We start from the raw sequence: 13,912 nt of genomic DNA on the forward strand, positions 1-13,912 counted from the left end.
AATGCGCCCGGTAATCACACTCAAACAGCCCGGCTAAGGACAACTAAGGACAAGCATGTACCAGTACGATCTCTACGGCATAGGGGCCGCCCTGCTCGACACGGAAATCGAAGTCACGGACCGCGATCTGCAAACCCTCGGGGTGGAAAAGGGGGTGATGACCCTGGTGGACGACGCGCGCCAGCAGCAACTGGTGGACGACTTGCGGGACCACCTGGTCACCGCCAAGCGGGCCTGCGGTGGCTCCGGCGCCAACACGGTGATCGCCGCCAGCTTCTTCGGCCTGCGCACCTTCTACTCCTGCAAGGTGGCGGCGGACGACAATGGCGACTTCTACCGCGCCAACCTTACCAGCGCCGGCGTCAGCTACCCGGCCACCCTGCAGCAGGCGGACGGCGGCACCACCGGCCGATGCCTGGTGTTGATCACGCCGGATGCCGAGCGCAGCATGAACACCTACCTGGGCATCAGCGAACAACTCTCGGTCACCGAACTGGATACAGATGCTCTGGGCACCTCCCGCTGGGCCTATATCGAGGGCTACCTGGTGTCCTCACAAACGGGCCGCGCCGCCGCCATCGCCCTGCGCGAGCAGGCCGAGCGTTCCGGTGTGAAAACGGCGCTCAGCCTCTCCGATCCGGCAATGGTGCACCACTTCCGCGATGGCCTGGGGGAGATGATCGGCGGCGGTGTGGACATGCTGTTCTGCAACCGGGACGAGGCCCTGGGCTTTACAGGCGCCGATTCGGTGGAGGCCGCCGCCAAGGCATTACGCGAACACTGCCGCGGCTTCGCCATCACCCTTGGCGCCGAGGGCGCGCTACTGTGGGACGGCGAGCAGCAGTACCGGGTATCCAGCCCCAGGGTGCACGCGATAGACACCAACGGCGCCGGTGATATGTTTGCCGGAGCCTTTCTCTACGGCATCAACCGCGACATGTCCTTCGCCGAGGCCGGCGAACTGGCCTGCCGCGCGGCAGCGCAGGTGGTGAGCCAGTACGGGCCACGGCTGCGGGCGGAGCAGCATTCGGAGCTGTTGGCGCCGGTGGTATAGGCACGGGGCAGCCCTGACAAGGGCGAACACAGGGTTCGCCCCCTACAGAAGTCGATTGGGCGACGATCTAGATGCGAAGGTCCTGCTGCCGGTGGCTTCTTGCGGGACTGTCAGCGAGAGGGACCTCGCGGACAAGCCTACAGGGATGTATTCACGGCGTGTCCCGCAAGAAGCCACCGGCAGCAGGACCGCCACCTAATCGGCTACGAGCCTCAAGCGCATCCGGGGCCAGGGCATACTCAAGGTTCATCCCTACGGCAAGGTGTGTGGGTGCTGCGGATCGACGATTTCCGGCAGGCTGGCCGCCGCGGCTATGCCGAAGCCCTGGGCGTAATCCACCCCCATCAGGCGCAGCTTGTCCATCAACTCCGGCGTCTCCACATACTCGGCGATGGTCCTGATCCCCATGCGCTTGGCCAGGTGGTCGACGGTGCTGACCATGGCGCTGTCTATCTCGTCCTCGAGCATATTGCGCACGAAGCTGCCGTCGATCTTCAGGTAATCCACCGGCAGCTGGCGCAGGTAGGCCAGTGACGAGACGCCGCGGCCGAAGTCGTCCAGGGCGAAGCTGCAGCCGGCGGCGCGCAGCTTGTGGATAAAGATCAGCGCCCGCTCCAGGTTGTTGATGGCGCTGGTCTCGGTGATCTCGAACTGCACCCGCGACGGCGCCACCCCGGCTTCGGTCAGCTCCCGCAGCACGTAATCGGCAAAGGTCTCGTCCCCCAGGCTGATGCCGGAGATATTGATCGCGTAGCTGAAGCCGCTGACCCCAAGGCGCTGCTCCAGGGCCATATAGGCGAAGATCTTGCGGATCACCCAGCGGTCCACCTCCTCGATCAGGCCGTAGCGCTCCGCCGCCGGCAGGAACAGACCCGGGGAGATGACGCCGCCGTCGCGGCCGCGCATGCGCACCAGAATCTCGTAGTGGTGCACCCGCGTCTCGCCCTGCAGGGACACCACCGGCTGACGGTAGAGCAACAGCCGGTCGTCCCGCAGCGCCGCGTGTATCTCCGCCACCCAGGTGGTTTCGCGACGCTTCTCCAGCACTTTGCGCGAATCGCCGAACAGCTTGACCCGGTTGCGGCCCTGGTCCCGTGCGGCGCAGCAGGCGTCGTTGGCCGAGGCCAGCAGCTGCGTGGCACTGGGCGCGTGGCGGTCCACGGTCACGGCGCCGATGGACAGGGCCACACGGCTGTCGTTGCCCTCCCAGTGGAAGGCGAAACCCTGCACCGCCTCGCGCAGGCGCGTCACCACGCGCCGCGCTTCCTCCAGGGTGCAGTCGCGCAGCAGTATCGCGAACTCGTCGCTGCCGACGCGGGCGAAGAGGTCGGAGCCGGACAGGCAGCGGCGCAGTAGCTGCACCAGCTGTATCAGCAGCTGGTCACCGGCGCTGTAACCGAGGGTGTCGTTGATCACCTTGAAGCGGTAGACATCCATGTACAGCAGCACATGGTGCTGGCGCTTGTCGACACACAGGGACAGGGACTGCTGCAGCTCATTTTCGAAATACTGCCGGTTGGGCAGCCGGGTCAGGGAATCGTGGCTGTTCTGCCAGCTGAGGCGGGAGGAGATGCGGCGCGCAGCGGAGGTGTCGCGCAGTACCAGGACGAAGTTGGTGAGGGCGGCCCCGTCCCGCACCGCCAGCACCTGCACGTTGACCTCCAGCGGGCTCTGTGCCCCGGGGCGCAGGATGCAGGCGCTGAACTCGCGCGCGCTGGGCGGGTCAGCGCTGTCATCCCCCGACGCCAATATCGGCGGCAGGGGCGCCCCGCTGGCATCGTACAGCTGCAGGCTGTCGTTCAGGGGCTGGCCCGGCAGCAGGCCCACCAGTTCGCCGGTCATCTCGCTGACCAGCGGATTGCTGTAGGTCACCAGCCCCCGGGCATCGGTCACTATGACCCCGTCGGCGATCTCCCCCAGCGCCACCTCTGCGGCCTGCGGACTGATTTGCGCACCGGGCATCAGCTGGTCCTCCACCTGCGCCAGCAGGCCGAGGTACTCGACGGATTTCGGGTCAAATTCAGTCAAAACTGCGAGCTCGCATCTTTATGTTGTTGTACCGCACCGACCGGCAACGAGTATAGGAACCCGCAAGCCCCGCCGACCGGCAGCACCGCGAATCTGCAAAGTCCATCACACAAATCCGCGAAAACACGTCAAGTGATCGAGCTCTCCCTGCCCGCCTGTTGTTCAGGTGTTGTTTCAGGCGTCTAAATTGCACACTCAGAGATGGGTGCGCAAGAAGTTTTTCAGCTTCTCGTCCTCGAAGGCGCGCTGCAGCGTGGCGCTCAGCAGGCCGTTGATGCGGCTCTCCACCTCCTCGCGGCTCGGCTTGATCAAGGTGCGGTCCACACCGCTGGAGCGGTAGTTGCCAAAGTAGGTGGCACCGCCGATTTTCACTTCCAGTTGCACCTCGGCGGAGGTGTCCACCTTGCTGGTGTACAGCTTGTTGGGACTGTCGTACTTGAGTTCGGTCAGTTTGGCCAGCACCTGCACCTCGGCTGCCTCGCCGACGGTGCGGAAGGACCAGTTGGCAAAGCCGTCGCGCAGCGTGTCGGCGATGGCGTTTTCCACGTTGTTGGCCAGGCTCACCTGCGCCGTATCCGCGTAGATACCACCGAGGGAACCCAGGCCGCCCCCCGGCAGCTGGTTGACGCCGCGCACACTCAGGGTGTAGCCGGAGCCGATATCACTCGGTGCCACTTCCACCTGCGGGCGCACCTGGATCTGCAGCGGGCTGTGGGCGCAGGCCGCCAGTGCGCATGCGCCCAGGAACAACAACAGCTTTTTCATCGATTCCTCCAGTCTGTTTATTAGCGAAATTTTCCGAGTCTGTTCGTACCCGGCCACAGACAAAAGTTCAGTGGTGGTGCCGCTCTTCTGCCGCCTGCAGTCCGCGCACCGGCACCTCGATTTCCACTTCGGCGCCGCCGGCAAAAAGAAGCCTCAGCCGCAGTTCCTCGCCGGCGCGCAACTTTACGCCGCTCAGCATCAGGTGCACGCCGCCGGGCGCCATGTGCACCTCGCCGCCGGCGGGGATGTCCAGCTGCGCCAGCGGACGCATGCGGCTGATGCCGCCGTCGCTGACCGTCGTGTGCAGATCGGCGGCGGCGTTTTCGCGGCCGGGCAGTTCGATGCCCTGTAGGTGCAGTTCGCTGTCGCCCTTGTTCTGCAGGGTCAGGTAGGCGGCACTCATTGCCGCGCCGGGCGGTGTCTCGCGCGCAAAGCCCTCCACGCCCAGTTCAACCCGGTCGCCGGCAACGGCGCTGCCGGCCAGCAGCAGGCCACAGATCAGTGCGAGCAGTGTCTTCACGCCCCGCCTCCCCCATCGGATTGCAACAGCAGCCGCGGCGGGCTGCCGAGCTTGATATCGCCGCGCACCCGATAGCCGGCTACCGCCTCGCGCAGCTTCTGGTAAATCCAGCGCCCCTCGGCGTCGGTGCGCGCGACTATGATCACCCGCAGCTGTTCGCGGCGGATACGCTCTGCGGTGCGCCGCAGCAGGTCGACCATCTGTTCCGATTTCGCCGCCAGTTGGTCCCCCGGCAGCGCCAGCGTCTCGCCTTGCGGCAGGTCCAACTGCGCGCGGCTGCGCTCGCGGGCCAGCTGCGCGCGCACTTCCGCCACCAGTGGATTGCCCGGCGCCAGCTCATCGGCGCGGGACAGGTAGCTGTTCACCTCGCCGAAAGCGCGCCGGCGCAGCGCGTCGCGGGCGCGCTCGACGAACTCGATCACAATGGTCTGGATGCCGCTGGCGGCACGCTTGTTGTCCGGGTCCAGCTGCCGGGCGCGCAGGTAGTAGTCATAGGCACTGGCGCCGGCGGGATAGGTCAGGAAACCCTGGCGCTGGGCCTCCTCGGCGCGCCCGAGGAAGAATTCCACATTGCTCCGGCGTATTTCCTCCGGCGAGGGTGCGGCCGGCTTCGGCTCCGGCAGGGGTACCGCACGCGGAGCCGGCACCGGCGGCCTGGTAACACACCCCCCCAGCCACAGGGTCAGCAATACTGCGAAAATGCGAAGATGATTAACCGACGACAAGCCAATCCCCCACTGTTGTTTTGTTACCCCACTGCCACCGCTATACTGCCGGTTCAACTGAACCCCAGCCCGCGGCGGCAGTCAGATGCATGCGTCTGACTATAAAGAATTTTTACTCCTATGGCTGTGATGACCGGCAGTTTCCGAAAAAATTTCCTCACCTGGCTGGCGACCCTGACGTTTCTGTTCGGCGCGGGCGCCAGTGCACAGTCGTCGGACAACCCCTTCGCCTCGCTGGGGGCGGCGCAGGATGCGGATTTCCTGCCGGTGGACCAGGCCTATCAGCAGGACTTCCTCTTCGCCGCCGACGGCATCAGCGCCATCTTCCAGATAGCCCCGGAATACTACCTCTACCGCGACAAGCTGGCCCTGTTCCGCGTCGACGGCGAGCGCAGGACGGAGCTGCCGCTGACCCTGCCCGAGGGAGAGGTCATCTGGGACGACTACTTCGAGAAGGAGACCGAGGTCTACCGGTTGCAACTGGAGATTCCCCTCGAGCTGCAGGACACGAGCCGGCCACTGCGGCTGGAGATCCACTACCAGGGCTGCGCCGACGCCGGCCTCTGCTACCCGCCCCAGGTGCGCCACTTCAGCCTCGACGCGGCGGAAGGCAGCGCCGTGCCGGTCGACGCGAGCAACAGCCCCCCCGCCAATCCGCCCCCTGCGGGCAGTGCGGCAAATGACGGCAATATGGCCCTGCCCCTGGCGCTGCTGCTGGCCTTCGCCGGCGGCCTGCTGCTGAACCTGATGCCCTGCGTCTTCCCGGTGTTGTCGATCAAACTGCTGGCGGTCAGCCAGGCTTCGCAGCATGCCGACCAGCGCCGGCTGCACGGCTGGGCCTACAGTATCGGCGTAGTGCTGAGCTTCGTGCTGATCGCCGCATTGATGCTGGCCCTGCGCGCCGGTGGCGAGGCGGTCGGCTGGGGCTTTCAGTTGCAGTCGCCCTGGCTGGTGGCGGCGCTGGCCTACCTGTTTTTCGCCATGGGATTGAGCCTGTCCGGCCTGACCGAGTTCGGCGGCCGCCTGATGGGCATAGGGAGTGGGCTCAGCGCCCAGCAAGGCCTGCGCGGCTCCTTCACTACCGGGGCCCTGGCCACTCTGGTCGCCAGCCCCTGCACGGCACCGCTGATGGGTTCGGCCCTGGGCTTTGCGGTCACCCAGCCGGCGGCAGTGGCCCTGGCAGTCTTCGCCGCCCTCGGCGCCGGCATGGCGGCACCCTTCCTGCTGCTGACCTATATCCCCGCCCTGGCCGACCGGCTGCCCCGCCCCGGTCCCTGGATGGACAGGCTGAAGCAACTGCTGGCCTTCCCCATGTACCTGACCGCCGTGTGGCTGCTGTGGGTGCTGGGCCGCCAGAGTGGCAGCGACGGCGTGGCCCTGGTGCTGGCCGGCGCCGTGGCCATCGCCTTCGCCCTGTGGCTGTGGCCACAGCCCCAGGAAACCCGGAGCAGGTGGCACTGGGGCAGGGGTATCGCAGCAGTGCTGGCCCTGGTATTTGCCGCCGGACTGCTGCCGCAACTGACGACGGTGCAGCGGCCCACCGCAGCCAGCGGCTACTGGCAGCCCTACTCCCCGGAGCGGCTCGAAGAGGCGCGCCGCGATGGGCGCCCGGTGCTGGCCAATATGACCGCCGCCTGGTGCATCACCTGCCTGGCCAACGAGAAGGTGGTGCTGTCCAGCGACGCCGTCAGCCATGCCGTGGAACAGCTGGGCGTGGTGGCACTGAAGGGCGACTGGACCAACCAGGACCCGCAGATCAGCGAACTGCTCGCCAGGTACGGCCGCACCAGTGTGCCCCTCTACCTCCTCTACCCCGCCGATGGCGGCGAGGCCAGGATACTGCCTCAGGTGCTGACCCGGGACGGTCTGCTGGCGGAGCTCGAGGCCGCCGCCGGGGTCAGACTCAGCACCTCCCGGCCCCCTGTTGCCAGTAAGTAAGGCCTGGGCGGCCCTGCTGCCGGGGGCCATATGGGAAAAAGCCTCATCGGCAAACATTTCCCATATGGCCCCCCCCCGGCAGCAGGACCTTCGCATCAGACTCTGCATTCTTTTCCGAGTCCCGAGGGGCGAGCAGCTCCACTGCGCCTTTGTAGCCAATCCCACCGGCAAAAAAGCCAGACACCAAATAATACTGCGCTAAATATCACGGAAAAGTCGCCGAACTGCGGCTAACTTCAATAAACTGTGCGACAGGCATGGACACAGAGTCACTTTTGCGGCACACTCGCCCCGGCATTCGGGCAATCCTGCCGAAAATTCGAACTTGTCCGCAAGATAGCCGACTTTCACCCGTTTTTGTGACTGTTTTGCGTCTTTTCTTCAGAGCGAGCTATGGCAAGACTTCTTCTGCTGCACGGCCCCAATCTCAACCTGCTCGGCACCCGCGAGCCGGAGATCTACGGCGCCACCACTCTCGCGCAGATAGACGAGGCAGCCCGCGCCCAGTGCGAGGCCGCCGGCCACCAGCTGCAGACACTGCAGAGCAACTGCGAAGCGGAACTGATCGGCCGCATCCAGGCGGCCCGCGGCGAGGGGGTGGACTTTATCGTGATCAACCCGGCCGCCTTTACCCATACCAGCGTGGCCCTGCGCGACGCCCTGGCGGCGGTGGCCATCCCCTTTATCGAGCTGCACCTGTCCAACCCCCACGCGCGGGAGGAATTCCGCCGCCACTCCTATTTTTCCGACCTGGCCCGGGGGGTCGTGTGCGGCTTCGGCGCCCACAGCTACACCCTGGCCCTGCAGGCGGCCATGCACCAACTGAGTCTGGCGCCATCCACCAAATAACGAACCAACACTGCCCAAGACACTGAGAGTGAAGAACTATGGATATCCGCAAAATTAAAAAACTGATTGAGCTGCTCGAGGAATCGGATATCGGCGAGCTGGAGATCAAGGAAGGGGAAGAGTCCGTGCGTATCAGCCGCGGCACCAGCGGCGCGCACCAGCCCCCCGCCCCCGTATACGCCGCGCCGGCGGCCCCGGTCGCGGCACCCGCCGCGCCCGCACCGGCGGCAGCCCCGGCAGCTGAAGAGGCGGAAGCCGTTCCCGCCCTGACCGGCCACCCGGTCAAGTCGCCGATGGTCGGCACCTACTACGCCGCCCCCAGCCCCGGCGCCGAGCCCTTCGTGAAAGTCGGCCAGCAGGTGAAGGTGGGCGACGTGGTCTGCATCGTCGAGGCGATGAAGATGATGAACCAGATCGAAGCCGACAAGGCCGGCACCATCGAGTCCATCCTGGTGGAAGACGGCCAGCCGGTAGAGTTCGACCAGCCGCTCGTGACCATCGTCTGAGCGGGGTGAGCCAGCATGTTTGAAAAAATTCTTATCGCCAACCGCGGCGAAATCGCGCTGCGCATACTGCGCGCCTGCAAGGAGATGGGCATAGCCACCGTGGCCGTGCACTCCCAGGTGGACCGCGACCTGAAACACGTGCGCCTGGCCGACGAGTCCGTCTGCATAGGCCCCAACCCCTCACCGCAGAGCTACCTGAATATCCCCGCCATCATCTCCGCGATGGAGATCACCGATGCCCAGGCGGTACACCCGGGCTACGGTTTCCTGGCGGAAAACGCCAACTTCGCCGAGCAGGTACAGAAGAGCGGCTTCACCTTTATCGGCCCGGATCCGGACGTGATCCGCCTGATGGGCGACAAGGTCTCCGCCATCGCCGCGATGAAAAAGGCCGGCGTGCCCACGGTACCCGGCTCCAACGGCCCGCTGCCGGAAAACGGCGAGCGTTGCCTGGAGATAGCGCGCGAGATCGGCTACCCGGTGATCATCAAGGCCGCCGCCGGCGGCGGCGGTCGCGGCATGCGCGTGGTGCATACCGAAGCCGCGCTGCTGAACGCCATCTCGGTGACCAAGTCCGAGGCCGGCGCCGCCTTCGGCGACAGCACCGTGTATATGGAGAAGTTCCTGCAGAACCCGCGCCACGTGGAAATCCAGGTGATGTCCGACGGACAGGGCAATGCCATCCACCTGGGCGACCGCGACTGCTCCCTGCAGCGCCGCCACCAGAAGGTACTGGAAGAGGCCCCGGCCCCGGGCATTCCCGACGATGTGCGCCGCGACGTACAGGAATCCTGCGTGCAGGCCTGTATCGATATCGGCTACCGCGGCGCCGGCACCTTCGAATTCCTCTACGAGGACGAGCGCTTCTACTTTATCGAGATGAACACCCGCATCCAGGTCGAGCACCCGGTCACCGAGATGGTCACCGGCGTCGACCTGATCAAGGAGCAGATCCGCGTCTGCGCCGGGGAGAAGCTGTCCCTCAAGCAGGAAGACATCGTCATCAATGGCCACGCCTTCGAGTGCCGCATCAACGCGGAGGACCCGAAGACCTTCTTCCCCTGCCCCGGCAAGGTGAACAACTTCCACGTGCCCGGCGGCCTGGGCGTGCGCGTCGATTCGCACCTCTACTCCGGCTACACGGTGCCCGCCAACTACGACTCGATGATCGCCAAGGTCATCACCCACGCCGAGGACCGCAAAGCGGCCCTGGCGCGGATGCGTGTGGCCCTGTCGGAGCTGATCGTGGACGGCATCAAGACCAATATCCCGCTGCAGGAAGAGTTGGTGCGGGACAGCGCCTTTGCCGAGGGCGGAGTGAATATTCACTACCTTGAGAAAAAGCTGGGACTGTAAGGTCGGGACTCGGAAAGAATACCGACGCTCTATGCAAAGGCCCTGCTGCTGGTGGCCGCCCGGGAAAAACGCCTGTGGCTGATAAACAGTCCGATGAGGCTTTTTACCGGGCGGCCACCAGCAGCAGGGCCGCCCGGGCACTATCTTACCGGCGCCCGCCGCAGAAGCCCGACACACCGATCGCGGCCATGGGCCGCTTCTACACACACCACTAACCACTGCTCACCCCTATGCCCTGGCTCCAACTCCGCGTAGACACCGATCGCGAACACGCTGAAAAAATCGAGAATGCCCTGCTGTTTGCCGGCGCCGTGTCCGTCACCCTGCAGGACAACGCCGACCAGCCGATCCTCGAGCCCGGTCTCGGCGAGGTGCCGCTGTGGGACCAGACCCGGGTCACCGGCCTGTTCGACGCCGAGGTGGACACCGCCGTGGCCGAGGCCAGGGCCGCCTCCTACCTGTGCGAGCTGCTGCCCAACGCCCGTTGGGAACAGCTGGAGGACAAGGACTGGGAGCGGGAGTGGATGAGCCACTACAAGCCGATCCAGTGCGGCAAAAAACTGTGGATCTGCCCCAGTTGGTGCGAGCCGCCGGAGCCGGACGCGGTCAACCTGCTGCTGGACCCCGGCCTCGCCTTCGGCACCGGCACCCACCCCACCACCTTCCTGTGCCTGCAGTGGCTGGCGGAAGAGGACCTGGCCGGCAAGAGCGCCATCGACTTCGGCTGCGGCTCCGGCATCCTCGGCATAGGTGCCCTCCTGCTCGGCGCCGAGCGCGCCCTGGGCACCGATATAGACCCCCAGGCCCTGATTGCCAGCCGCGACAATGCCGCGCGCAATGGCATAGATCCCGAGCGCTTCCCGGTCTACCAGCCAGAACAGCTGCCGCGGGAACCGGCGGATGTGATGCTCGCCAATATCCTCGCCGGACCTCTGGTGGAGCTGGCTCCACAACTGGTCGAACTGACCAGGGTCGGCGGCCGTATCTGCCTGTCCGGCATACTCGCGTCCCAGGCCGAACAGGTGAAGGCCGCCTACCGCCAGTGGATAGACTTCGACGAGGACGGCCGGCGCGAGGACTGGGTGCGACTCAGTGGTACCCGCGTGCGGTAGGGCTAAAGTTCAACTGCCACCCCATCCCGGGCGAACACAAGGTTCGCCCCTACGCGACCTGCTGATACACTTGGCGCCCCGATAAAAATTACGCAACTCGCATGTCGCAACTGGTTACCCGCTGTCCCCATTGCAGCACCTCCTTCCACGTCAATGAACAGCAGCTGCGCGCCGCCCGCGGCGCCGTGCGCTGCGGCTCCTGCCTGCAGGTTTTCCGCGCCGACGAGAATATCGTCTTCACCGACAGCGACCCGGCCGCAGGCAAAGACCTGGAGGCGCTGCTGGAGGACGACGACTTCCTGATCCACGACGACATCGACCTGGACGGCGAGGAGGAGCCGACGCCACCGACGGTGCCTGCCGGAAAAATGAAGGGGGCAGGCGCAGCCGACGAATCGGAGAAGATCGAGGACGAACCCCTGATCGGCGAGGCCTTCGGCGACAGCCAGTGGGAGGATATCGCCGCCGCACCGGCCGCGGAGCCCGAGGATGAGGAGGACGACAGTGAGGCCCTGCTCTCAGGGGGCTGGGACGACACCCCCTGGACCAACGAATCCCCGGAACCGCTGCAGAAACGTGAACCCGCCCTCACAACCCGCTGGGAAGAAGAGGCACCGGAGGACGAATTCTCCGAGAGGCTGCAGCATATCGAGGCCCATGCCAGCAGGCGCGAGCCCCCCGAAAGCCTTCCCTTTTCCGCAGATCCGGAGCGCGAGCGGCTGATCTCTGCCATAGAGCCGCCCCCCCTGGAAGTGGCCTGGAAACCCCGGCGCGACAGGCGCGTCCCCGGCTGGCTCTGGGTCCTGCTGGCACTGATCCTGGCCGCCGGCGTCCTGGCCCAACTCGCCTACTACCGCTTCGACAGCCTGAGCAAGCGGCAGCCGTGGCGGGACCTCTACGCCCGGGTCTGCCCGCTGCTGGACTGCGAGCTGCCGCCCCTGCTGGACCTGCAGGCGATCCGCACCTCCAATCTGGTAGTGCGCAGCCACCCACAGACCCAGGGTGCCCTGGTGGTGGATGCAGTGCTGCTCAACACGGCGCCCTTCGACCAGCCCTTCCCGAGCCTGCAACTCAGCTTCACCGACCTGAAGAACAAGCCGGTCGCCAGCCGCCTCTTTGCCCCCCGGGACTATTTGCAGGGAGAACTGGCCGGTCGCAAGCATATGCCCAGCGGCAGCCCGGTACACATCGCCATCGAAATCGTCGATCCGGGCAGCGAGGCAGTGAATTACGAGCTGCATATTGCACACTGAGTCACATTCTCGTTGTATACCGATACTGCAAACTGGCGCCCGGAACCACCAAAATTGCGCAAACCTCAGGCTAAACGCGCATAACGCAATCAATTTGCGCGCTTTTTCGCTTTTCCAATGTCGGGGCAGCGGCTATCATAGGCGGCTGTTTTTAGCGGAGCCGAGGTTCTCTTAACTCAAGTTCCGAAGTTCACAGAGTTTGGCAATACCGAGTGAGATTGCTTCGAACGGCCCTGCTGGCGGGAGCGTCCCAGACCTCGATGTGAACTCCGAAACTTGAGTTTTAATCGGGCTGAGGGCTCCTTTCCAGAGCCGAGGGCTCGACGCCCGAGCGGAGCAATCGTGTCCATCGCCATAGGCCCCTACATTATCGACAGACCGGTAATTCTGGCGCCCATGGCCGGCGTGACCGATCGCCCCTTCCGCCAGCTGTGCCGGAAGCTGGGCGCTGGGCTGGTGGTTTCGGAGATGGTGACCTCGGACACCCGCCTGTGGAACAGCCGCAAGTCGCGGCTGCGACTGGATCACGGCGGCGAAAGCGGTGCAGACGGGGCACCGATTTCTGTGCAGATCGCCGGCGGCGACCCGGAGATGATGGCCGAGGCCGCGCGGGAGAACGTCAAACGCGGCGCCCAGATCATCGACATCAATATGGGCTGCCCGGCGAAGAAGGTTTGCAAGAAAGCGGCGGGCTCGGCCCTGCTGCGGGACGAAAAACTGGTCGCGGATATTCTGGAAGCCGTGGTCAAGTCCGTCTCAGTACCAGTGACCCTGAAAATCCGCACCGGTTGGTGTACGGATTCCCGCAACGGGGTCACGGTTGCCAGAATGGCCGAAGACATCGGTATCTCGGCACTGGCGGTACACGGGCGCACCCGCGCCTGCGGCTATCGCGGCCAGGCCGAATTCGATACCATTGCCGAGATTGTATCCAGGGTGAAAATTCCGGTTTTCGCCAATGGTGACATCGCCAGTGCAGGGCGGGCCCGGGAGGTGCTCGACTACACGGGCGCAGCTGCAGTCATGATTGGCCGTGCAGCACAGGGACGACCATGGATTTTTCGGGAGATAGCCCACTACCTCGCCACCGGCGAGCGGCTGCCCGAGCCCTCACTGGAAGAAGTCAGGGATATTTTGCTCGCCCACCTGGGCGAATTGCACCGTTTCTACGGTGAAGTGATGGGGGTCCGTATCGCCCGCAAGCATGTGGGCTGGTACCTGAAGACACTCGCGGGGAGCGAGTCCTTCCGCCAGACCTTTTTCCAATTGGATAGCGCAGAAGCACAACATGCCAGCGTTCACCAGTGGTTTGAACGCCGAATAACGAGAGGGGCACAAGCGGCATGAACAACGAAGCACTGATTCCAGATACCGGCAGCGAAGAGGTATCCGCCGGGGGACAGACTCAACTGGCACAGCCGCAGCAGCAATCCCTGCGCGACGCCGTTGAGCAGGCGATGGAGAACTACTTCCGCCACCTGGACGGCCAGATGGTCACCGATGTGTACGACATGGTGCTGTCCGAGATCGAAGCGCCGATGCTGGAAGTGGTGATGAAGTACACCCGCCACAACCAGACCCGCGCGGCGCAGATGCTGGGCCTGAACCGCGGCACCCTGCGCAAGAAGCTGAAGCGCTACGGGCTGCTGTAAGCAAGCCGCGGCATTACAGCCGAACAACTCGAGGGGGGATGGGGTCACTCATCCCCCCTCGCTATTTGCTGACGGTGCAATCTGCCTAGCCCGCACCCGCTCATCCGGTGCAGCACTTTGGTTTCGATTCCGGCCTATCGACTCCGTGAGCAAA

14 protein-coding genes are annotated in these 13,912 nt (G+C 65.0%); 10 read left to right on the forward strand and 4 right to left on the reverse strand.

Going from position 1 to position 13,912, the window contains the following annotated elements:
- Nucleotides 1-55 precede the first annotated feature (55 nt).
- Nucleotides 56-1,054 carry an adenosine kinase gene (locus tag AC6R19_RS09105; protein WP_500579489.1) on the forward strand — a complete coding sequence of 333 codons (999 nt, stop codon included), beginning with the start codon at nt 56-58 and terminating at the stop codon, nt 1,052-1,054.
- Nucleotides 1,055-1,306: 252 nt separating this feature from the next.
- On the opposite strand, the gene AC6R19_RS09110 is transcribed toward AC6R19_RS09105, so the two are convergent.
- The 4 genes from AC6R19_RS09110 to AC6R19_RS09125 form a co-directional block, all read right to left on the reverse strand.
- The gene (locus AC6R19_RS09110; protein WP_500579490.1) at nt 1,307-3,082 is read right to left on the reverse strand and encodes an EAL domain-containing protein; all 1,776 of its coding nucleotides are present in this window, start codon (nt 3,080-3,082) and stop codon (nt 1,307-1,309) included.
- Between the two features lie 195 nt (nt 3,083-3,277).
- Nucleotides 3,278-3,847, reverse strand: a complete 570-nt coding sequence (locus tag AC6R19_RS09115; RefSeq protein ID WP_500579491.1) for a YajG family lipoprotein — start codon at nt 3,845-3,847, stop codon at nt 3,278-3,280.
- A gap of 67 nt (nt 3,848-3,914) precedes the next feature.
- Complete coding sequence (locus AC6R19_RS09120) at nt 3,915-4,367, reverse strand: copper chaperone PCu(A)C (RefSeq protein ID WP_500579492.1); 453 nt, start codon at nt 4,365-4,367, stop codon at nt 3,915-3,917.
- Nucleotides 4,364-5,014 (reverse strand): N-acetylglucosaminyltransferase, encoded by a 651-nt coding sequence (locus AC6R19_RS09125; protein WP_500579493.1) that lies wholly within the window; start codon nt 5,012-5,014, stop codon nt 4,364-4,366. Before AC6R19_RS09125 ends, AC6R19_RS09120 begins: the two co-directional genes overlap by 4 nt.
- A gap of 198 nt (nt 5,015-5,212) precedes the next feature.
- Between AC6R19_RS09125 and AC6R19_RS09130 the strand changes: the two genes are divergently transcribed.
- The 9 genes from AC6R19_RS09130 to fis all read left to right on the forward strand — a co-directional run bounded on the left by AC6R19_RS09130 (nt 5,213) and on the right by fis (nt 13,758).
- Complete coding sequence (locus AC6R19_RS09130; protein ID WP_500579494.1) at nt 5,213-7,030, forward strand: protein-disulfide reductase DsbD family protein; 1,818 nt, start codon at nt 5,213-5,215, stop codon at nt 7,028-7,030.
- Between the two features lie 393 nt (nt 7,031-7,423).
- Nucleotides 7,424-7,879: a type II 3-dehydroquinate dehydratase gene (aroQ, locus tag AC6R19_RS09135; protein ID WP_500579495.1), complete on the forward strand. Its 456-nt coding sequence runs from the start codon at nt 7,424-7,426 to the stop codon at nt 7,877-7,879.
- Nucleotides 7,880-7,917: 38 nt separating this feature from the next.
- On the forward strand, nt 7,918-8,385 hold the full coding sequence (accB, locus tag AC6R19_RS09140; RefSeq protein WP_500579496.1) for an acetyl-CoA carboxylase biotin carboxyl carrier protein: 468 nt from the start codon (nt 7,918-7,920) through the stop codon (nt 8,383-8,385).
- Between the two features lie 15 nt (nt 8,386-8,400).
- The gene (gene accC, locus AC6R19_RS09145; protein WP_500579497.1) at nt 8,401-9,741 is read left to right on the forward strand and encodes an acetyl-CoA carboxylase biotin carboxylase subunit; all 1,341 of its coding nucleotides are present in this window, start codon (nt 8,401-8,403) and stop codon (nt 9,739-9,741) included.
- Between the two features lie 74 nt (nt 9,742-9,815).
- On the forward strand, nt 9,816-9,956 hold the full coding sequence (locus tag AC6R19_RS09150; protein ID WP_500579498.1) for a hypothetical protein: 141 nt from the start codon (nt 9,816-9,818) through the stop codon (nt 9,954-9,956).
- 15 nt (nt 9,957-9,971) lie between these two features.
- Nucleotides 9,972-10,853, forward strand: coding sequence for a 50S ribosomal protein L11 methyltransferase (prmA, locus tag AC6R19_RS09155; RefSeq protein ID WP_500579499.1), 882 nt, complete (start codon nt 9,972-9,974; stop codon nt 10,851-10,853).
- A gap of 101 nt (nt 10,854-10,954) precedes the next feature.
- A complete protein-coding gene (locus AC6R19_RS09160; protein ID WP_500579500.1) occupies nt 10,955-12,106 on the forward strand; it encodes a DUF3426 domain-containing protein in 1,152 nt (383 codons plus the stop codon).
- A 396-nt stretch (nt 12,107-12,502) separates the two neighbouring features.
- Nucleotides 12,503-13,453: a tRNA dihydrouridine synthase DusB gene (dusB, locus tag AC6R19_RS09165; RefSeq protein WP_500579594.1), complete on the forward strand. Its 951-nt coding sequence runs from the start codon at nt 12,503-12,505 to the stop codon at nt 13,451-13,453.
- Nucleotides 13,450-13,758, forward strand: a complete 309-nt coding sequence (gene fis / locus AC6R19_RS09170) for a DNA-binding transcriptional regulator Fis (protein ID WP_500579501.1) — start codon at nt 13,450-13,452, stop codon at nt 13,756-13,758. Before dusB ends, fis begins: the two co-directional genes overlap by 4 nt.
- Nucleotides 13,759-13,912 lie beyond the last annotated feature (154 nt).

This window comes from Microbulbifer sp. SE14, from assembly GCF_059834885.1.